This window comes from Lactobacillus hominis DSM 23910 = CRBIP 24.179, assembly GCF_000296835.1.
GTDB lineage: Bacteria > Bacillota > Bacilli > Lactobacillales > Lactobacillaceae > Lactobacillus > Lactobacillus hominis.
The window spans coordinates 48,385-69,524 of sequence record NZ_CAKE01000005.1 but is presented as its reverse complement, the minus strand read 5'-3'; the positions used below and the strand labels follow the sequence as shown (position 1 = coordinate 69,524).

The following is a 21,140-nucleotide window of genomic DNA, read 5'->3' as shown; positions in this document are numbered from 1 at the left end:
TACGTTGCCAATAGAAGAGTCTTCAACGTTAACGCAAACATTAGATAGTTTAAATTCAAGTAATAATTTAACACATGTCTTTATCGATTAAGAATAATTAAGCACACTTAATAAGCACAAAATAAGCACAGGATTTGGATGATCCTAAAAGAAAAATATTGAGAAAATTGTTGAGAAGATGTCACACCTGACATCTTCATTTTTTTGCGCAAAAAAATCATCAAAGCTAGTAGCTTTGATGATACATCCCTACTTATTGACTATTTCAAATTCATTTTCGCCTCTTTAAACAGCTTCTTTCTCATTGCTGCTGGCGTCATACCATAGTAGCGATTGAACTTTTTATAAAAGAAGGACTTACTTGAATAACCTACTCGCGTAATAATGTCATACAGCGATACATCTGGCTGAGCTAGCAAACGCAAGGCTTCTTGCATTCTTCTTTCATCAACATGATCGACAAAACTCTTGCCCGTTTTTTCTTTGATCATACTTGAAAAGTAATTTTTGTTAAAGCCAAAATATTTAGCTGTTTGTTCTAGCGAAATATCATTATAATGCGCACTAATATACTCATCTAGCAAACGATCTTTAAACTCTTTGCTTTGACGACTCGTCGGCATCACAAATTTTTGCATCCTTAAAGAAGCAAAAATAGCCAAATTAAAATAGTTTCTAGCCATGACCCACATAAATAAACTACCATGCACATACTCGTCTATTAATTGCTTTAAAATCTGACTTGGCCACATTACTGAGGTGTTTTTGAAACAGAAATAGCCGTTTTGATTGAGCTGCGTCAAAAATAAATTAACCAAATCCTTTTCTTGATCGTGTGCTAAATGCAAGCTAGAAAGTTCAGCTTGCCAGCTATAACGCGGACGCATCTTGAATTTGACAATTAATGTCGACCGATCTTGAATCTGCAATTCGTAAGAGACTCCTGTTCTAAGCAAAATGATATTGCCCGTTTCAAGTTTTACAGATAAATCCTTCACTGCGATCGTCGCATAACCGTTCAAACACATAATTAAAGTTGGCGTATCAGTGCGATAAACAACCTCTTGGCTATGCTGACGTTCTGCATATAAACTATACAGATTAAAATGATCGTCTTTTGGTTCAATTTTAACTTCGTTGCTTTGAGCGCGATTATTTCTTAATAAATCAATAATATAATTATTTAAAGAAAAAGTTGTCATATAGACCCCTTTCATGCTTTCCCATATACTTATTATACCTTATTCTATACGCTCTTTTATTTTTTAGTTGTGAGATTCGTCATTTTGAGATAATATTGAAAGCGTAAACAATAATTTTGGGGTGCCATTGGCTGAGAATATACCCATTGAACCTGATCTGACTAATATCAGCGAAGGGAAAATGCTTTATTTTTAGACTATATTTAAGTTACCCCTTTTGGGGTATTTTTTTACCCCTAGAAAAGGGAAAATTATGAACAGAAAATTGCATGTTAAAGATATAATTTTGATTACGCTAATTGCGATTATTTTTGGTTTTATTTATGTCGCAAGCGACAATATCTATAACTTTTTGACTTTGGCTTTAACGCCAATTGGCTATGGGCCATTAGCAAATGATATTACTATGGGAATCTGGTGTATGGCAGGACCATTAGCCGGCTTTATTGTCCGCTTGCCTGGAGCCGCATTTTTAGGCGAATTTTTAGGTGCCTGCGTTGAAACTTTTGCCATGGCTCAATGGGGCGCCGCTAACTTTTTATCTGGTTTTATTCAAGGACTTGGCAACGAACTTGGTTTTACTTTAACCGGCTACAAGCATTACGGCTGGTTTACCTTGTTTTTGTCCGCAACCACGACTACGATCGTTACTTACTTGTATGATTTCTTTAAAAATGGCTATAATCAGTTTTCTATTTTTAACATGATTCTTTATTTCGTAGTGCGCTGGGCATCAATGCTCATCTTCACCTGCGTTTTAGTTAAATTAATCATCAATTTATTGGAAAGAGCTCATGTCATCAACTTACAAACCACTCAAGATTAAAGACTTAAGTTTTGGCTATGAAAAATCTCAGCCAATCTTAGAAAATATCAACCTAACCATCCCTCGGGGTGGTTTTTCATTAATTACAGGGCCAACTGGTTGTGGCAAATCAACGCTGCTTAAAATAATTGCTGGTCTACATTCCAAATATCAAGGCAAAATTGAAAATGTCCCAAGTAAATGGTCAATGATCTTTCAAAATCCTGACCGCCAATTTACAATGGCAACGCCTTATGAAGAGCTAGTTTTTACTTTAGAAAATTTGCAAACAAGTCCTAATAAAGCCCAAGAAATAATTAGCCACGTAAGTAAATCAACTAATATTCAAAATTTACTCCACAAAAAGCTAATTAATTTGTCAGGTGGCGAAAAACAAAGAGTTGCTTTTGCACTAGCTTTGGCTATGAAACCCGACCTGCTTTTATTAGATGAAGCTTTTGCCAGTTGTGATGGTCGTAATCGTGCATTTTTATTAAAGCAACTAGCCACTTTTAAAGAAAATGGCTGCACTATCATTTGCGTAGATCACAATTTGAATGGCTATCAAGATTTATACGACCAAGTATATGTATTTAACGACCGCAACTTTATCTTGTCGAGCAATACGCTAGCGCTTTTTAATGCACGAAAAAAGCGCCAGCTACATTTTGCTTTGCCACAAAATACCGATGCTATCTTTAACAGTTCTAACCTTACTTATACTCAAGAAAAAACACTAGTTAATTCAAGCGACTTTTTCTTACCCAAAAATTCGAGCGTTTTATTAACTGGGGAAAATGGCTCTGGCAAAAGTTCTTTATTTAAAGTTTTGACTCAAATGCTGCCATATTCAGGCCAACTTACTTATCAAGGGCGCGAAATAAGCAAATTAAAGTCAAAAACATATTTGCGTCATGTTAGTCAAGTCTTCCAAAATCCTGACGATCAATTTTTGATGGTCACCGTCAAAGAAGAACTCGATTTTAGTCAAAAAAACAATGCCAATTCCTTGCTTGATAAAAAAGCGCTGGCCAAAATTCTAAAAAAATGGGATTTAGATTCTCATCAAGATCAAGTCGTCTACTCTTTATCAGGCGGTCAAAAAAAGAAGCTGCAAGTTTTGCTAATGGTCATGACTAATCCAGACGTATTGCTACTTGATGAGCCGTTTGCTGGACTTGATAAAGACAGTCTAAATGATGTAATTGATTTTTTAAGGACGTATTACTTAAGCCAAAATAAGAGTTTGATTGTTATCAGTCACGAATTTACTGCCATTGACAACTTGTGTCAGTATCACTTGCGCTTGTCTGATCAAAAGCTGCGTTATTCATCTAATTAAGAAAGATAGAATTATGAATCCAAGTTTGAAATTTATTTTAGTACTTATTATCTCTTTAGAAGTTTCTCTAAAGGCAAACCTACTAGCTAACCTCATCTTAATTTTTATCTCGCTAGTCTATCTTTTAGTGCATCGTATTTCTTTAAAAGAACTAGCTCTGCTATTCTTAGTTCCCTTAATTGCTGCAATAGCGATTTTTATTGCGATTTATTATTCACCTAAGCATGATCTAGCTTATGCCTGGATTTTATTCACGCGCCTTTATACATTTGTATTTTTAGGAGCTTGTTTAACCAAGACAACGACTGCCACTCAATTAAGCCGCTCCTTAGAACAAAACTTACACATGCCAAGTAAATTCGCCTATGGCACATTAGCCGCTTTTAACGTACTACCTAAAATTGCCCAAGAAGTAAAAAGAATCCATGCCGCAGGTCAAATGCGGGGAATGGACTTATCTTTTTATTCGCCACGTTTGTATTTTAAAGCTATCTTATCTGCCATTTCTTGGGCCGATGGCTTAAATGAAGCAATGCTAGCTCATGGCTATCGCGAAAACGAAACGCGTTCAGTGATTGAACCAATTTCTTTAACAAAAAAAGACTGGCTTTTATTCTTTGCAATTTTGCTCATCTTTCAGCCAATCTTATTTTATGTAGTGATTTAGTTGTTAACTATTTTATTTATGATAAGGACTGCCATTATTGATCATAAAGGCACGATAAATTTGCTCAGCAAGAACCAAACGCATTAATTGGTGCGGCATAGTAAATTTCCCAAAAGAAATTAAATCATCGGCACGCTTATTAACAGCGGGACTTGTTCCTAAACTGCCACCAATTACAAAAGTAATATCTGAATGTCCATAAGTTGCCAAATCTTGGATTTCCTTAGCAAATTCTTCACTGGTTCTTTCTTTACCCTTAATTGCTGTGACAAAAACATACTCTTTGTCTTTTATCTTACTTAATATTCGTTCACCTTCGATTTGCTTAACCTGCTCCATTTCTGCAGGACTTAGCTTTTCGGGGGCTTTTTCGTCTGGTACTTGTACAATCTTCATTTTGGCATAACGATCCATCCGCTTCATGTATTCGGCAATACCATCTTTAAAGTATTTTTCTTTCAGCTTACCCACGCATACAATCTTGATATTCATATAACTTATTGTTTCCTTCCTTTATTGCTTTTCTATTTTATCCTCAAATTGACATCTCGTCCACAAGACTTATCCCCATGTTGTGGATTAACGGCTTCTATATTTTGTGGCAAAGACACGTTCGTTACAATAATTTGTAGTTGAGCAAAACCAAAAAATTTTTTCAAAAAGTTATTCCACATTTGTCAAATATTTTGGTATTTTTACAAACTTTTCTCTTTAAAGCCCATGGTTATGCATTGAACACGTGTTTATTAAGTTAAATCATCAAAATTGGTTTACACACAATCCACAAGTTATCCACATCTTATTCAAAGGCAAAAGTGGGAGTTTATGCACAATCCACAAAGTTATCCACAGTTTCCCACAAGTCGTGGATATTTGTGGTTTTCTTGACAAGTCTATATTCCGAACTATTTTTGGTTTCACGAAAATTTTATATGTAAAAAGCCATGATTAGCGCTTTCACAGTACTAATTCATGGCTTATTTCCGATCAATTAATAACATTGTCTATTTTTTATTTTTTGAGAGTTATACTCAAATCCTGTGATTTACCATTACGTAAAACTTGTACGTGGATCGTTTCGCCGATCTTGTGGCTATATAAAATTGTGTGCAGAGACACAACATCATTGACCTCTTTACCGTCAATTTTGGTAATAATATCTCTAGCTTTCATGCCACCTTTAGCTGCGCTGCCATTGCTACTTACAGAAGCCACATAAACGCCGCTCTTAACGCTGGCAGGTAAGTCTAACTTACGTCTACCATAATCTGTTAATTCATTAACTGAGACCACTTTAATGCCTAATTGCGGACGTTCAATCTTACCGTTTTTAACTAATTGATTAATAATTGAAACTACTTCATCACTTGGAATAGCAAAGCCCATCCCTTCAACTGCAGTTCCGTCAGTTGATTGAGAAAGCTTCATTGAGTTAATTCCGATAACTTGTCCTTGCATGTTAACTAAAGGACCACCGGAGTTACCAGGGTTGATAGCGGCATCTGTTTGAATAACAGTTGCTTGAGTTGAAGCATTGCCGTTTTCATCGGGAACGCTAATTGTTCTATTTTTAGCTGAAATAATTCCTTGAGTTACACTAGTGGCATATTCGCTGCCTAAAGGAGAACCCACAGCAATTACTTGTTCACCTGGCTGCAAGTTCTTAGATGAACCAAATTGAGCTGTTTGAGTAACATATTTTGAATCAATGGTTAAAACGGCTAAGTCAGTTTCGGCATCGCTACCCACTTTTTTAGCAGTAACTTTTTTACCATTGCTTAAAACAACTTGAATAGCATCGCTGCCTGATACTACGTGATTATTAGTTACAATATAGCCTTTGCCATTAGACTTCATATAGATCACGCCGGAGCCTTCGCTATAAGTCTCTAAACTAGATTTCTTATTGCTTGATGAAGACGATGATGAACCGTTAGAATCGCCAAATAAACTACCGAATAAATCTGAATCGCTATCAGAACCGCTTGAACGTGCAGATTGACGCTTCAAGTTAATCACTGAAACAACTGATCCTTTAACATCATTAAAGGCGTTCGTCATCTGTGAGTTATTAGCATTCGACTTTGATGACTTAGTAGGCTGCACAACTGCTGTTTGAGGCGCATTAGTTGTATCAGCATTATTCATTTGCGATAAACCAGCATAAGCAATGCCACCGCCGAGCAAGCCTGCTACAACGCCGACAATACCAGTTTTTACAAAAGTATTTTTCTTTGAACTAGGTTGTTTATTTTGATTATCTGGATTCATATTTACTGATCTCCTTTTCTCTATACGCTTTAAGGATAAATACTAAATTTGAATAAATTATGAACAAAGGTAAACTAAAATTTAAATTTTCAACAAATTTGTCGGCTGACTAGCTTGCGTATCAATAATTTTTACATCTGCTGGCAAATTTGCATCCCCATCTTCTAACATTTCATAAGCTGTTTCATGAGCTAAAAGCTGGGTATTATTGTGCTGGCTACGATGAGCTAGAAAGATATGCTTCGTTTTTAAAGAAACCACATCAAGCAAAGTTTCGGCAGCCTGATCATTAGATAGGTGACCAACATCTGACATAATGCGCTGTTTTAAAGCCCATGAATAAGGACCATTTCGCAGCATCATATTATCGTAATTAAATTCCATTAAATAGCCGTCAGCATCTTCAATTGCATCTTTAACTATATTTGAAACATAACCTGTATCAGTCAAACAAGCAAATCTTTTACCTGCGCTTGAAAAAACATAGTACTGTGGCTCAGCTGCATCGTGACTTGTCGCAAAACTCGTTACTTCTAAATCACCAAAAGTTTTTGTTTTGCCTGGTTCAAAAGCATTGATTTGTTCGACAGGCAATTTGCCAATTTTATTAGTATCGATTAAATACTGCCATGTCCCAGAATTAGCAAAAGCGTTAATTTTAGGATAGCGCCGCATCAAGACGCCTAAACCACCTGAGTGATCAGTATGATCGTGGCTCAAAAAAGCCATATCGATATCTTTAATATCTACTCCTACTTTAGCTAAAAGATCCTTGGTCTTTTTACCAGATATGCCGGCATCCATCAAAACTTTATGCTGCTTAGTTTCAATTAAAGTCGTATTTCCTGTTGAGCCACTAGCTAACACTGAAACGCGCACAATTATCTCTCCTTAATCAATCGTTTGACTTGTTATCTTCTTTATCTTCGGAAATTGTATTATCTTGTAAAATATTGCCATTAAAGGCGTTCACTCTCTTAATCACAACTGTCTTAGTATTGTTATTTTGAATTGCAACTACCCAAGTAGGCAGGAAAATTCTGCTGCCTTTAACTTCAATTAACTTGCTATAAGCAAAATGCACCCAAACTACGCGAGAATCATTCGGCAATTCACTATAAGTGTACAAGGATCCTATAGCTGCTTTTTCGCTAATAGTAGTCTGTCTTTCACGAACTGGAGAAGCATTTCCAGCATAACGCTGAGTGTAAGAAATTATCTGATGATCCTTTACGCTAATATGCAAGCGAGCTGAGGTTGAAAAGATTTCACCATAGCTGTTTTTTTGTGCAAAAATATATTCACCTGTTGTCGACAGTTCCGGTACGTAAACATAATCATCGCCATGATAGACATTTTTAGGATTATTTTTAAATTTATTAATGTCTTTCATCATCTTATTAGCCTTGCGGCTGATAGTCACTGGATGATCTAACGTAACGCTTAATGAACTATCAACTGTTGAAACTCCCGCTTGCAAACTAATTTGCTTAGAAGCTTTACTCGTCCAGTTGTTATCTACTTTGGCTGCTAAATAATAGCCATCGCCTTGTTCGTCGCTTAATTTAGGCAACGTAATGTTGTCTTTAGCCATTTCAGTTGTTAAATCAGTTGGCGTTGAAGTATGCGTATTGCTTAACAAAGTTGGCGTTTGAAAAATTTCGATACCCAGAAAAATATTAATTCCAATAAAAACCACTAAGAAGATCCATTCAATGCGTTTAAAGTCCATCTACTAGTCCCTCCTTAACGTTACCTTGCTGGTCAATCTTGACATCCAAATTAAGCCAGTCATCCAGCGATTGCCATGCATTATTAATTTTCACATAATACGTTGGCTGCAGATCAACTAAATTATCTTTTTTATCATTAGTTTCTTGAATTGTATAGCCAATCAAAATCTTTTCAATGTCAGCTTTTTTATAGCCAGCTTGTTCTAAGCGCTGAATTGCCTTATTTGTTGGCTCAAGCGTCTTTTTACTGTTTGTAGTTGGAACTGGGATTTGTAAATCTAAACTATTAAAGTTAATTGTCATCCCATTAGAAGCAAATTTAACTTGAGCACGTGCATTATAACGTCCTGGTAAAAAGATTGGATATTCTTCAACGAAGTTTTGATACATAAAAATATCTTTATCTGCGTCAAAAAATCTTAGATCCGGCTCGGATAAACCAATGCGTCTAACATAATACAAACTCTCCATTAAACGCGATGTCATTAATTTTGGTACTTTATTTTGCTGGTAATCGACAAATTCATAATTATGAGTCTTTTTAGCCGCAATTAAGCGCTGATAGCTCCCATTTGAATAAATTACGGTATTGCCCGTATTTCTTTGTGCAGGAGAACCTGAACCTAATAAGCGGTATACAAAATATGAATCTGATTCTTGATAAGTTAAGTAGCTGTATACCTGCATTTGCGGCGAGTTTTCATAAATTACTGAATAGCCATCTTTGAACTTAGATAAAGACACCTCAATTTTGGTATTGGCTTGTTTAACATGCTTATATAATTTGGCAAATGATAAATTATTAACGTTAATGCGGTAAAGATAATTGTTATTGTCGTTACCTAAATATAAGTAATGCGAATTTTTAGTTGGCACAAAAAAGCGATTAAACTCGCGACTATCTTTTTTAGATAGACCAGTTAAAAATAAAGGCATTGTAATTTGATCAGGATAAGTCAGCTGCATGTAATCGCGTTTATTAAGCATCTTACGGTAATTTTGCGCTTTAGTGCTGACTAAACTAACACGATTTCTAGTCAAAGATTCAGTGATCTTAGTGAATTCTAAAGGCAGATTATTTTTACCATCATAAACTTGATACATCTTATTATTACGATAGTAAAAAACTTGCGTTGGCACATACATATCGCGCAAAGATTTTTGCCCTAAATCTTTATTAGTGGTGCGACTTGAAGTTTGCTCAATTCTTGAAAAACGCGTATCTGAGCCCCAGATAATAGCTGACAAGACAATCGAAAGCAATACCATAAAAATTAAGCTTATCCGTAGAATTAAGCGTCCGATTTTTTCTTTAGACTTCATCCCAGCTGTCTCCTTCCTCAGTCATTGGTTCGTAAGGAATTGAAATATAGAATGTTGAACCTTCTCCTTCTGCACTATCAGCCCAAATACGGCCATGGTGAGCTTCGACAATTTCTTTAGAAATAGCTAATCCTAGGCCAGTTCCGCCTTGCTTACGCGAGCGTGCTTTATCAACGCGGTAAAAGCGATCAAAGATCTTAGTTAAATCTTTTCTTGGAATACCTAATCCTTGATCAGAAATACTTAAAATAATGTGCTTATTTGCTTGAAGCAGACGCACCGTAATAACGCCACCATCTGGAGAATATTTAATAGCGTTATTCATGATATTATCGATAACTTGCATCATCTTGTCCGTATCAATTTCTACCCATAAATCTTGACCACTAAATTCTCTTTTAATAGAGTATTTCTTACTTTGCTTTTTATTTTTTTCGTCGGTTTTAATCATCATGTCGAATCGGTTCAAAACATGGCTGACAAAATCATTAAAGTTAACCCACTCCAAGTCCATTTTTGCGACGCCGCGATCCATTCGTGACAAGCTCAATAAGTCATTAATCATACGGATCATACGCTGGGTTTCATCTTGAATAACGCCTAAAAATTGCGGAGCGACGTTGGGATCTTTCCAAGCACCGTCATTTAAAGCTTCTACATAAGCTCTTAAACTAGTCAGTGGCGTTCTTAATTCGTGCGATACGTTCGAAACGAATTGTTGCTGCTCACGCTCGTTTTTTTGTTGCTCAGTAATATCATGCAAAACGCAGACAAGTCCTGATACAAAGCCCGTCACTCTTTGAATTAATGAAAAGTTCGCGTGCAAGATCATTTCATCGCGAGTATTTTCATTTACCGTGACCATTAATTCTTGCTGGCTACTCATTAAATCCTGAATAGTAACGTCTTTTAGACCTAATAATTTAGTAATTGGTTCGCCAATCACTTCTTTTTCAGTTTTACCCAAAAAATCAAGTGCTGTTTCATTGATAATCGTAATATTTCCGTGACGATCAGTCGCAATAACCCCGTCGGTCATGTGAGTTAAGACATTGTCTAGTCGTCTTCTTTCACTATCAGATACTTCTTGTGTACGTTCAATTCTGACAGATAAAGTATTAAAGGCTCTAGCTAATTGGCCTAATTCGTCATCGGCATAGACTTTAACGTGCCCTGAATAATCCCCATCAGATACGCGCAAAGCTTGCTTACGCATTTCTTCAATAGGCCGCGTTATAGCACGCGAAATAATTAAAGCTACAATTGCACCCAAAAATGCTGCAACAAGCGATGCAGTTAAGAATACTAATGAAACGTTTCTAATCGTATTAAACACGCCCTGCATACTTGCTCGTACAGAAATAGCGCCAATAGTGGTGTTTGTCCCATTGCTTGCAGTCAGCGGCGTAATTTGCATCATATAATTGCCATCATCATTGATAACTTTTGACACTTGCTTTCCAGATGACAAAACTTCTTTGACATCAGCATTAGTCGCTCTTTGTCCAACTCTATTTTGATCATTTAAGTTAGATACAGCTCGAATAACGCCTTTACTGTCAATTATAGAAATTGAACTAATCGCGTCATTGTTATTATAGTTAGAAATGATACGATTTAATTGCTGGTTGGCCTTATGAATATTGCTTCTACTCAATTGTGCAGATATTTGATTGCTAATCGTATTTGGAATTTGAATAGAAGTTTCAAACGACTGAATTGAAGTTTGCTCCAATTGTCTAGTGAAATAAGCACCAACAATTTCAATTGTTGCTAATAAAAGCAACATAAAAATCATCGCAATTTTAAAATTAATTGATGTAAAAACTTTTCTTACTTTTTTCATTTTTCACGCATAAAGAAAGCCACTTAACAGTGGCCTACAAAATTATTCATCAGATGGATCTTTGACATAGTAGCCTACTCCACGTCTTGTTACTAAAATACTTGGAGATGATGGCGTATCTTCGATTTTCTCGCGCAGTCTTCTAACTGTTACGTCAACAGTTCGAACGTCGCCAAAATAATCATAGCCCCAAACCGTTTGCAATAAGTGCTCACGCGTCATAACTTGTCCCATATGCTGAGCTAAGTAGTGAAGCAGTTCAAACTCACGGTGAGTTAATTCGATCTTTTCACCATTTTTTTCTACCATATAGGCTTCTGGCCTAATCACTAAATTACCAATAGTAATGTTTTTGTTTTCATCATCTTCGTTAGTCTTTTGGGTTAAGTCGCGTCGACGTAAATTAGCCTTTACACGCGCAACTAATTCACGGTTAGAAAATGGCTTAGTGACATAATCGTCTGCTCCCATTTCCAATCCTAAAACTTTATCGATTTCAGTATCTTTAGCAGTTACCATAATTATTGGCATGTCATGGCTCTGACGCACTTCGCGCGCAACTTCAAGACCATCTTTTTTAGGTAGCATCAAGTCCAGAATCATTAAATCTGGATCGTATTCTTCGACTTTTTTAACTGCTTCTTCACCATCATAAGCAGTTTCAACATCGAATCCTTCTTTAGTCAAATTAAATTTGATGATGTCGGAAATTGGTTTTTCATCATCAACGACCAAAATCTTTTTTGGCATAGATCATGCCTCCTCATATTGATATCTATATTATACTGTTTTTTATAGATTTTTCGAACTTTTGCAAAAAATTTGAATTTTTTTGCAAAAAACTCTTGCATTTTATTTTTTTAACTGGCATAATACTATTTGTTGATGACGCAACGGGTGGTTAGCTCAGCTGGCAGAGCAACGGACTCTTAATCCGTGGGTCCAGGGTTCGATCCCCTGACCACCCATCTCCTAAGCATTACAGTTATTGCTGTAGTGCTTTTTTTGTATCCTTAAATACTTTATAATTACTTTATCATGGTCTTATCTACTAAAACTAGAAAAAAAATATATTATCATCAACTAACTGATGATGTTGTTCAAAGTAAAAAACAAGATTTTTCTTTAAGCGACAATTACCAAATTATAAAAGCTGGTCTTAAACCCAAGCTTATCCGCTACTGCGTAAGTATTTTTGCTTATCTTTTTACTTACCTGATTAAACATGTAAAAGTCGTCGGTAAACAAAAGCTGAGTTCTTGCAAAGGTCACGGATACTTTGTGTACGCTAATCATACCCAGCCAGTCAATGATGCTTTTATGCCACTGACTTTATTAGGCAGTGGGGATTACTATGCTTTAGCTAATCAAGCAAATTGGGGCTTGCCTTTTATTGGCAAGTATTTACTGCCTTATGGGGGCTTACCCGTCGGCAAAAATATTAAACAATCTATTAAGTTGCTTAAAGCAGTAGATCAATTAATTAAACAAAATAAGCACATTGTAATCTATCCTGAAGCTCATGTTTGGCCTTACTACACCAAAATTCGCCCTTTTGATCAAACCAGCATGAACTTTGCGGTAAGTTTAAAAACTCCAGTTTTTGTGATGACCACAACTTATCAAAAGCCCAAGTTTTTTAAGCGACCAAGAATTGTTGTTTATATAGATGGTCCATTTTTTGCAGATCAAACCCTTTCTAAAAAAGAGCAACAAAAAAAACTTCATGATACAATTTTCAATACCATGAAAGCTCGCGCAAAACTAAGTAATTATTCTTACTATGATTACAAGCAAAAATAAAAGGTTGGAACATATGAATATTTTATTTTGTGGTGATTCGCATGCCCAAGACGGCGTTTTAATCACTACTTTATCATTACTAAAAAATACATCTGAAGAATTGCACCTCTATATTTTAACGATGCATTTACCAGGATTTAAGCCCTTCAGTAAAAAAGCCGCTAATTTTATCGAATCTTTGCTTAAGCAAAAAAATACAGCAAACACTTTAACTTTGATTGATTGTACGAATCTTTTTACTAAGCAAGTTCCCTTACAAAATATGAAAACACGTTTTACTCCCTATGCCATGCTTAGATTATTTGCCGATCAACTGCAACAATTGCCGGATCGCCTTTTATACTTAGACGATGATATTATTGTAAGAAAAGATATCAGTCAATTTTATAAACAAGATCTGCACAATACCGAATTAGTGGGCGTACTTGATTATTGGGGACGTTTTTTCTTTCACAACTTACATACTAAAAAAATCTTTGACTACTTAAATTCTGGCGTTTTGCTTTTAAATATGCCTGAAATTAAACATACTCAGCTATTTTCTCGTGTGCGCGCTTTGATGCAAGTCAAGAAAATGTTCTTTCCTGATCAATCAGCGATTAATAAACTTGCTACAAAGAAAAAAATCGCACCCCGAAAATATAATGAACAATATCGCTTGCAAAAAAATACTGTCATCCAACACTTCACTACTAGTTTCAGATTTAAGCCATATTTCCACACCTTAACTGTTAAGCCGTGGGATGTTGAACGTGTTCATAGCGTTTTACATTTGCATGAGTATGACGATATACTTAACGAATACCTAAAAATCAGGCATAATCTATACCAAGATAATTAATACTTTGGAGGAAAAGTAAAAAATGACAATTCCAGTTTTCTATACAATCAGCGACAACTACACGCCTTATGCAGCCGTTTCTATTAAATCGCTTATTAATCACGCAGATAAAAATAAAGACTACACCGTAACTTTATTAGTGCAAGATATTAGCGATGCGCATAAAAAGGACTTGGAAGACTTATCCACTGATAATGTACATGTAAATATTTTTCACATTAGCGACGATATGGTTCAACCTATCCACAAGGGCGAAGAAAATTATTTACGCGGTCAATTCTTTACGATGTCCATTTTTTATCGTTTATTTATTCCAGACCTATTTCCACAATATAACAAGGCTGTTTATTTAGATGCCGATACTATTATTTGCACTGACATAAGTGAAATGTATGACATCGAAATTGGCGATAACATGTTTGCCAGCTGTCCCGACTTATCCATTCGCTATATGCCATTACTTCAAAAATACATCAAAGAATGCCAAGGTATTTTTCCACCTGAAAAGTATATTAATAATGGTGTAATTTTGTTCAATATGAAGGCTTTTCGCGATAAGAAGTTTGTGGACAAGTTTTATTATTTAATGGAAAAATATCACTTTGACAATCTAGATCCAGACCAGGCTTACATGAACGAAATCTGCGAAGATAAGATTTATCACCTAGATAAAGAATGGGATGCAATGCCAAATGAAAGCATGCCTGAAATAAAAGATCCTAAGATTGTTCACTATAATTTATTCTTTAAACCATGGCATTTTGAAGATGTCCAATATGGTCAATACTTCTGGGATGTTGCTAAAGAAACTAAGTTTTATAATGAATTAAAAGACCAATTGAAAAACTTCACCGACGAAGATCGCCAGCGTGCTCGCGATGACCTGGCAAAAATGGCTGCTAAAGTCGATAAAATCGTTGATGAAGAATATACATGGGCCAAAGTTAAAAAAACTGAATCTGTAAGAATCTAAAATTCGCACAAAGTTAAAACAGGAGGATTAAGATGATAATTGGAGAACATCGAAGACAGGTTGTCGAAAATATTAGAAAGAACGTTCAAGCTCGTCACTTTAATGCGAAAGCTGAAGTTGACGACCCTGTTTTAACGCACGAGCAGCGAATTAAATTAGTTAATGACTTTTGGGCTCAAAGCGAAAAGTTTTCGCATAAGTTTACTAACTTGATGACGCGGGCATTTTTTGGCACTGGGACTCTGATCTTAACAGCTAACCAAAAAATTGGTAGCGCAAAAAAGGTCAAAAAAGTTCCAAACGCTGTGGTTACTTCTAACCACTTTAACCAATTCGACAGCTTGCCAATTAAACGCTTAGCAATGAAAGCTCACAAACGCTTATACTTCGTTATTGAAGATACTAATTTAATGCTTCCAAGTTGGATCGGCTTTTTGATGCATAATGTCGATAGCATCCCCATTACCCAAAGCGTGCGCTATTTAGGACGTGAATTTCCTAAACATATCGCAAATGTCTTTTCTAAGAAAAATCGCTGGATCTTAATTTATCCTGAACAAGAAATGTGGTTCAATTATCGTAAACCTCGTCCGCTTCAAAAAGGTGCTTACTATTATGCAGCTAAGATGAACGTGCCAATTATCTCTTGCTTTGTCGAATTGCAAGATAAAAACGGTCTTGAACCAGGTCATCCTGATTTTCATACTACACGCAAGATTTTGCATATTTTACCAACAATTTATCCAAATGAACGCTTATCTGTTGATGAAAACGCACGTCGCATGCGTGATATTGATTATCAACAAAAAAAGCAGGCCTATGAAAAGGCCTACGGTAAGAAATTAAACTACAACTTTAGTTACGACGACATTGCTGGTTATATTCCACAAGAGCCTAAATAAGGCTCTTTTTTAACAGATGAAGGTGTTTCAATATGCAGCTATCAAGTAGTCAAACACAATTAGTCCACTTTATTGGTGACTGGCTTTTTTATGTGTTTATCTTCTTTTTCGCACTTTCGCTACTGGCTTATACAATCAGCAACTATTTTGCCAAAGACCATAATGTGCGTGAAATTAGGATTATTAACGCTGTAATTGCCTTTTTAGACTTTTTAATAAGCATTATTATGGCTGTAATTACTTTTAGTCACTGGCACTTATTATTTACCTACTGGAATAACAATTTCTGGGGCTTTTTGCCTTTTGCGCTTTACGTTATAGTTTTGCTTTGTAGCGGCTGGCTATTATTAGTCAAAAATTCATCACTTCACAAGCATTAAAAATGGTTTTCTTAGAAAAACATGCTATAGTGAATTTTGAAAGCTATTACAATTCTCTAAGAAAGGAAGTTTAACCATGAAAGAATTTACACTCGCAGAACTTAAAAAATATAATGGCAAGGATGGCAATCCAGCTTATATTGCAGTTAACGGCAAAGTTTACGACGTTACTAATAACTCGCACTGGAAAAATGGAGAACACCATGGCTTTGAAGCCGGAAATGACTTAACCAAGCCACTTTACGACAAGTCACCACACGGTGATTCCGTTTTAGGCAAAATTAAGCAAATTGGCGTTATAAAAGACTAATTTTAACTAATATCAACTATCAAAAAATGCTTAGCGTGCACGCTAAGCATTTTTCTTTACCTAACTTTTTGTCTATTCAATTCAAAATTATTTTTTCTTTTTTCTTTTTCAGCAATAATATTTGCTAAAAAAGTTCAATATCTTTGCTTTGTATACTTTTTTATTCAATAATGAAACTGAAAATGAATATATTAACTATATCTAATAATCATTTGAGATAACTAATATAAATCTAGGAAGAGGGAGATTGGATGTCTAATGCTTTAACTAACAAACCGAAAGTTGTCAGCAAGGGCTACAAGTACTTCATGGTGTTTCTTTGTATGTTGACGCAGGCGATTCCTTACGGGATCGCTCAGTTAATTCAGCCATTATTTGTTCACCCTATTGTTAATACTTTCCACTTTACGCTGGCTTCGTATACCTTAATCTTTACCTTCGGTGCAATCGTGGGTTCGATAGTCTCTCCCTTTGTAGGAAAAGCTCTACAAAAGGTTAACTTTAAGATTTTATATTTAATTGGTATTGTTCTTTCAGCTGGTGCATATGTAATTTTTGGTATCAGTACAAAATTGCCAGAATTTTATTTAGCCGGAATTATCTGTATGGTTGGTTCTACATTTTATTCTGGTCAAGGTGTTCCTTGGGTTATTAACCACTGGTTCCCATACAAGGGTCGTGGCGTAGCTTTAGGATTAGCTTTTTGTGGTGGTTCAATTGGTGATATCTTTTTACAACCGATTACTCAAAGTATTTTAAGTCACTTTATGACTGGCAATACTAAGACTGGTCATTTAACTTCAATGGCACCATTTTTCATTTTTGCAGTTGCTTTACTGATTATCGGTTTAATTATTGCTTGCTTCATTAGAGTTCCTAAAAAAGATGAATCTGTTGCAAGCTTGGAAGAAATCAGCGAAAACCGCAGCCAAGCAAAAATTGCCAAAGCTCATGAATTTCAAGGCTGGAGCGGCGAACAAGTTTTGCATATGAAATGGTTTTGGATCTTTAGTATCGGCTTTTTAATTATTGGTTTAGGACTTGCTTCTTTAAACGAAGACTATGCCGCATTTTTGGATACTAAGCTATCACTTACCCAGGTTGGACTTATCGGTTCCGTATTCGGAGCGGCCGGAATCATCGGCAACATTTCAGGTGGTTATCTATTTGATAAACTCGGCACAGCTAAATCAATGGCTTATGCCGGAATTATGCTAGTTATTTCCATTTTAATGATGATATTTATTAGCTTTCACCCATTTGGCGACCAAGTTAACCTATATGCCGGCTTTGGCTGGGCCATTACTAGTGGCTTATCAGTATTTAGCTATATGTCAGGTCCTGCTTTTATGGCTAAGAGCTTATTTGGCGCAAAAGCACAAGGTGTTAACTTAGGTTACATCAGTTTAGCTTATGCTGTTGGTTTTGCCATCGGCGCTCCGCTATTTGGCATTATTAAAGGCAAAACTAACTTTACCGTGGCTTGGATGTTTACCATTTGTTTTGTCACGATTGGTTTTATCTTACTAATCATTGCAGCTATTCGAATTAAGAAGATGCAACATCAAATGGCTGCAAACACGCAAGATAAAGTTTTACTAGATAAATAATTTTACTTTAGAAAGAAGGAGATCACATGTCTACGAACGCTGATCAAAAAACAGTAAGTAAAGGCTATAAGTATTTTATGGTCTTTCTGTGTATGTTAACACAAGCTATTCCTTACGGAATCGCACAAAACATTCAGCCTTTGTTTATTCACCCATTAGTTAACACGTTCCACTTTACTTTAGCTTCTTACACCTTAATCTTTACTTTTGGTGCGATAGCTGCCTCTGTTGCTTCGCCATTTATTGGTAAAGCTTTGGAGAAAGTAAACTTTCGAATTATGTATTTAATTGGTATCGGCTTATCTGCAATTGCCTATGTGATTTTTGGTATTAGTACAAAATTACCAGGCTTTTACACTGCAGCTATCATTTGTATGATTGGTTCAACATTCTTCTCAGGCCAAGGTGTTCCTTGGGTTATTAACCACTGGTTCCCATACAAGGGGCGTGGTGCTGCTTTAGGGATCGCCTTTTGTGGTGGTTCAATTGGTAATATTTTCTTACAACCAATCACTCAAAAAGTTTTACAAAACTACATGACTGGTAACACTAAGACTGGTCACTTAACTTCAATGGCACCATTTTTCTACTTTGCTATTGCTTTAGCAATCATCGGTGTCATTATTGCTTGCTTCATTAGAACCCCTAAGAAAGGTGAAATTGTTGCTACTCAAAAAGAGATCCAAGAAGGCAAAGCTGCTGCCAGTGCTAAGAAAGCTCACGAATTCCAAGGCTGGTCAAGTAAACAAGTTATTAAAATGAAGTGGTTCTGGATCTTTAGTTTAGGATTCTTAATTATTGGTTTAGGACTTGCCTCATTAAACGAAGACTATGCAGCCTTTCTTGATACTAAAATGTCTTTAACCGACGTTGGTTTAGTTGGATCAATGTATGGCGTTGGCTGTTTAATTGGAAATATTTCCGGTGGTGTCTTATTTGATAAGTTTGGCACCGCTAAATCAATGGCCTATGCCGGATGCATGTATGTCATTTCTATTGGAATGATGATTTTGATCAGCTTCCAGCCATACGGTGCAAGTCAAAGCAGAGCAATTGGTATTGCTTACGCTATCTTTTGTGGTTTAGCTGTCTTTAGCTACATGTCAGGTCCTGCTTTTATGGCAAAAGACTTATTTGGTGCTAAAGATCAAGGTGTAATGCTTGGATATGTTGGCTTAGCTTACGCTATTGGTTACGCCATTGGTGCTCCGCTATTTGGTATTATCAAAGGCAAAGCAAACTTCACCACTGCATGGTGGTTCATGATGGCATTTGTAATTATTGGATTTGTTTTATTAGTTATTTCCGTTGTAGCTATTAAGAGATATCAAAAGAAATATATTGCTCAGCAAGCTAAGGCTGCAACTAGTGCAAAGGAGAATTAACAATGTGTACAGGTTTAAGATTTACTGATGATCAAGGAAATTTATATTTTGGCCGTAATTTAGACGTAGGACAAGATTATGGCGAAGGCGTAATTATTACACCTCGTAACTATCCCCTTCCTTATAAATTCTTAGATGATACCAAGACTAAAAAAGCCGTTATTGGTATGGGAATTGTGGTTGATGGCTATCCATCATATTTTGATTGCTTTAACGAAGATGGCTTAGGCATTGCGGGTCTTAATTTCCCACACTTTGCCAAATTTAGTGATGGTCCAATTGATGGCAAAATCAACTTAGCATCTTATGAAATCATGCTATGGGTTACTCAAAACTTTACTAAAGTTAGCGACGTTAAAGACGCCTTAAAGAATGTTAACTTAGTAAATGAAGCTATTAACTCATCATTTGAAGTAGCTCCTCTTCACTGGATTATTAGCGATAAAGATGAAGCTATTATTGTTGAAGTTTCAAAGCAATATGGCATGAAAGTATTTGAAGATAAATTGGGTGTTTTAACTAATAGCCCAGATTTCAACTGGCACTTAACTAATCTTGGTAACTACACTGGATTAGATCCACATGACGCTAGCGCTCAAAGCTGGAATGGTCAAAAAGTTGCCCCATGGGGCGTAGGTACTGGTAGTTTAGGTCTACCAGGTGATAGTATTCCAGCTGATCGTTTTGTTAAAGCTGCTTACTTAAATGTTAACTATCCAACTGTAAAAGGCGAAAAAGCTAATGTTGCTAAGTTCTTTAATATTTTAAAGTCAGTTGCCATGATTAAGGGTAGCGTTGTCAACAACCAAGGCAATGATGAATATACTGTCTACTCAGCTTGTTACTCTGCCGCTACTAAGACTTATTACTGCAACTTTGAAAATGATTTTGAATTGAAGACTTATAAATTAGACGACGAAACAATGAATGCAGATAAGTTAATTACTTATTAATCTAATCAACTGCTATATCCACAAAAAATTCAGAGCGTTATTGCTCTGAATTTTTTGTTTAGTCATCTTTTTCTGATTTAATAACTTTCTTAGAAATAGCATCAATTTCCACTTCATGCTTACTTGTACCTGATTCTACAGTAACATCCCAAATTGCCTTATCCTTATTCATTTTTAGAGTCCATTCTTTAGCAGTACTATTTTTCACTTCTTTTTCAGCAATATCGCTAGCTTGCTTACGAGAGATTGTCTTATCTAAATCTAGCCCCTTTTGCAAACGCTCATCTAAATCAAGTTTTTCAGAACTAGCTTTGACTTGCTTACCATTAGCTGCATTAATAGTCATTTCGTATTCATTACTCTTATCAAAGCCAGTAATCTCGTAAACATATTTATTACCGTCTAATTTTAATTCAATTTTTTTGATCTTTTTATCGCTGTATTTTTTATCAAATTTGTTCAAAGCTTCAGTTTGACTAAGATCGATTTGAGCTTTTCTTACTGTATTCTTTGTATTACTTGCCTTATCTTTAACATTCTTTTTTACACTAGATTGCTTACTTTGGTTATTAGAATCATTGCTGCAGGCAGCAGTGGCTACGCCTATCGTGCCTAGTAAAGCGGTCGCAGTTAATAATTTGGTGATTTTAGTTTTGTTAATCATTGCTGTTTCTCCTTAAGTTTTAAATTATAACTATATTTATTTATAATTATATATAATAAAAACTTGGAAAGCGATTTATACGCTTGCAACAAAAAAACATTTCTCAGTTTTATTGAGAAACGTTTTCTAT

General features: G+C 35.7%; 21 protein-coding genes, 1 tRNA gene and 1 riboswitch. Of the genes, 13 read left to right on the top strand and 9 right to left on the bottom strand.

The genetic code is table 11. The features are described from left to right. Window positions 1-260: 260 nt before the first annotated feature. Window positions 261-1,202, bottom strand: coding sequence for a helix-turn-helix transcriptional regulator (locus BN55_RS04000; RefSeq protein ID WP_008470545.1), 942 nt, complete (start codon window positions 1,200-1,202; stop codon window positions 261-263). Window positions 1,203-1,309: 107 nt separating this feature from the next. Continuing rightward, a riboswitch (TPP riboswitch) is annotated at window positions 1,310-1,398 on the top strand. 57 nt (window positions 1,399-1,455) lie between these two features. On the opposite strand from BN55_RS04000, the gene BN55_RS03995 reads away from it, so the two are divergent. The 3 genes from BN55_RS03995 to BN55_RS03985 are packed head-to-tail and all read left to right on the top strand — an operon-like array spanning window position 1,456 to window position 4,016. Continuing rightward, the gene (locus BN55_RS03995; protein WP_008470544.1) at window positions 1,456-2,028 is read left to right on the top strand and encodes an ECF transporter S component; all 573 of its coding nucleotides are present in this window, start codon (window positions 1,456-1,458) and stop codon (window positions 2,026-2,028) included. After that, entirely contained in the window at window positions 1,997-3,349 is a 1,353-nt protein-coding gene (locus tag BN55_RS03990; RefSeq protein WP_008470541.1) for an ATP-binding cassette domain-containing protein, read from the top strand. Before BN55_RS03995 ends, BN55_RS03990 begins: the two co-directional genes overlap by 32 nt. Window positions 3,350-3,362: 13 nt before the next feature. Continuing rightward, window positions 3,363-4,016 (top strand): energy-coupling factor transporter transmembrane component T family protein, encoded by a 654-nt coding sequence (locus BN55_RS03985; protein ID WP_008470539.1) that lies wholly within the window; start codon window positions 3,363-3,365, stop codon window positions 4,014-4,016. A gap of 12 nt (window positions 4,017-4,028) precedes the next feature. Here the strand turns inward: BN55_RS03985 and rlmH are convergent, their stop codons facing one another. The 7 genes from rlmH to yycF form a co-directional block, all read right to left on the bottom strand. Continuing rightward, window positions 4,029-4,508, bottom strand: coding sequence for a 23S rRNA (pseudouridine(1915)-N(3))-methyltransferase RlmH (gene rlmH, locus BN55_RS03980; RefSeq protein ID WP_008470538.1), 480 nt, complete (start codon window positions 4,506-4,508; stop codon window positions 4,029-4,031). Between the two features lie 519 nt (window positions 4,509-5,027). After that, a complete protein-coding gene (locus BN55_RS03975; RefSeq protein WP_008470537.1) occupies window positions 5,028-6,287 on the bottom strand; it encodes a S1C family serine protease in 1,260 nt (419 codons plus the stop codon). A gap of 81 nt (window positions 6,288-6,368) precedes the next feature. Continuing rightward, the gene (locus BN55_RS03970) at window positions 6,369-7,166 is read right to left on the bottom strand and encodes an MBL fold metallo-hydrolase (RefSeq protein ID WP_008470536.1); all 798 of its coding nucleotides are present in this window, start codon (window positions 7,164-7,166) and stop codon (window positions 6,369-6,371) included. Between the two features lie 16 nt (window positions 7,167-7,182). Then, window positions 7,183-8,019, bottom strand: a complete 837-nt coding sequence (locus BN55_RS03965) for a two-component system regulatory protein YycI (RefSeq protein WP_008470535.1) — start codon at window positions 8,017-8,019, stop codon at window positions 7,183-7,185. Then, the gene (locus BN55_RS03960; RefSeq protein WP_008470533.1) at window positions 8,009-9,343 is read right to left on the bottom strand and encodes a YycH family regulatory protein; all 1,335 of its coding nucleotides are present in this window, start codon (window positions 9,341-9,343) and stop codon (window positions 8,009-8,011) included. Before BN55_RS03960 ends, BN55_RS03965 begins: the two co-directional genes overlap by 11 nt. Then, window positions 9,333-11,189, bottom strand: coding sequence for a cell wall metabolism sensor histidine kinase WalK (gene walK, locus BN55_RS03955; RefSeq protein ID WP_008470531.1), 1,857 nt, complete (start codon window positions 11,187-11,189; stop codon window positions 9,333-9,335). Before walK ends, BN55_RS03960 begins: the two co-directional genes overlap by 11 nt. A 42-nt stretch (window positions 11,190-11,231) precedes the next feature. Continuing rightward, window positions 11,232-11,939 carry a response regulator YycF gene (gene yycF / locus BN55_RS03950; protein ID WP_008470530.1) on the bottom strand — a complete coding sequence of 236 codons (708 nt, stop codon included), beginning with the start codon at window positions 11,937-11,939 and terminating at the stop codon, window positions 11,232-11,234. Between the two features lie 145 nt (window positions 11,940-12,084). Between yycF and BN55_RS03945 the strand changes: the two genes are divergently transcribed. The 10 genes from BN55_RS03945 (at window position 12,085) to bsh (ending at window position 20,346) form a co-directional block, all read left to right on the top strand. Then, window positions 12,085-12,157, top strand: a tRNA-Lys gene (locus tag BN55_RS03945). A 70-nt stretch (window positions 12,158-12,227) separates the two neighbouring features. Further along, the gene (locus BN55_RS03940) at window positions 12,228-12,992 is read left to right on the top strand and encodes a lysophospholipid acyltransferase family protein (protein ID WP_008470529.1); all 765 of its coding nucleotides are present in this window, start codon (window positions 12,228-12,230) and stop codon (window positions 12,990-12,992) included. 13 nt (window positions 12,993-13,005) lie between these two features. Next, window positions 13,006-13,833 (top strand): glycosyltransferase, encoded by an 828-nt coding sequence (locus tag BN55_RS03935; RefSeq protein WP_008470528.1) that lies wholly within the window; start codon window positions 13,006-13,008, stop codon window positions 13,831-13,833. Between the two features lie 22 nt (window positions 13,834-13,855). Then, window positions 13,856-14,806 (top strand): glycosyltransferase family 8 protein, encoded by a 951-nt coding sequence (locus tag BN55_RS03930; protein WP_008470526.1) that lies wholly within the window; start codon window positions 13,856-13,858, stop codon window positions 14,804-14,806. Between the two features lie 32 nt (window positions 14,807-14,838). Beyond that, a complete protein-coding gene (locus BN55_RS03925; RefSeq protein WP_008470525.1) occupies window positions 14,839-15,708 on the top strand; it encodes a lysophospholipid acyltransferase family protein in 870 nt (289 codons plus the stop codon). Window positions 15,709-15,740: 32 nt separating this feature from the next. Then, complete coding sequence (locus tag BN55_RS03920) at window positions 15,741-16,088, top strand: hypothetical protein (RefSeq protein ID WP_008470524.1); 348 nt, start codon at window positions 15,741-15,743, stop codon at window positions 16,086-16,088. A gap of 76 nt (window positions 16,089-16,164) precedes the next feature. Continuing rightward, on the top strand, window positions 16,165-16,398 hold the full coding sequence (locus BN55_RS03915) for a cytochrome b5 domain-containing protein (RefSeq protein ID WP_008470523.1): 234 nt from the start codon (window positions 16,165-16,167) through the stop codon (window positions 16,396-16,398). A 251-nt stretch (window positions 16,399-16,649) separates the two neighbouring features. Further along, window positions 16,650-18,008, top strand: a complete 1,359-nt coding sequence (locus BN55_RS03910) for a conjugated bile salt MFS transporter (protein WP_008470522.1) — start codon at window positions 16,650-16,652, stop codon at window positions 18,006-18,008. 26 nt (window positions 18,009-18,034) lie between these two features. Then, window positions 18,035-19,393: a conjugated bile salt MFS transporter gene (locus BN55_RS03905; protein WP_008470521.1), complete on the top strand. Its 1,359-nt coding sequence runs from the start codon at window positions 18,035-18,037 to the stop codon at window positions 19,391-19,393. A gap of 2 nt (window positions 19,394-19,395) precedes the next feature. Beyond that, entirely contained in the window at window positions 19,396-20,346 is a 951-nt protein-coding gene (gene bsh / locus BN55_RS03900; protein ID WP_008470519.1) for a choloylglycine hydrolase, read from the top strand. Window positions 20,347-20,404: 58 nt separating this feature from the next. On the opposite strand, the gene BN55_RS03895 is transcribed toward bsh, so the two are convergent. After that, window positions 20,405-21,010 carry a PepSY domain-containing protein gene (locus tag BN55_RS03895; protein WP_008470517.1) on the bottom strand — a complete coding sequence of 202 codons (606 nt, stop codon included), beginning with the start codon at window positions 21,008-21,010 and terminating at the stop codon, window positions 20,405-20,407. Window positions 21,011-21,140 lie beyond the last annotated feature (130 nt).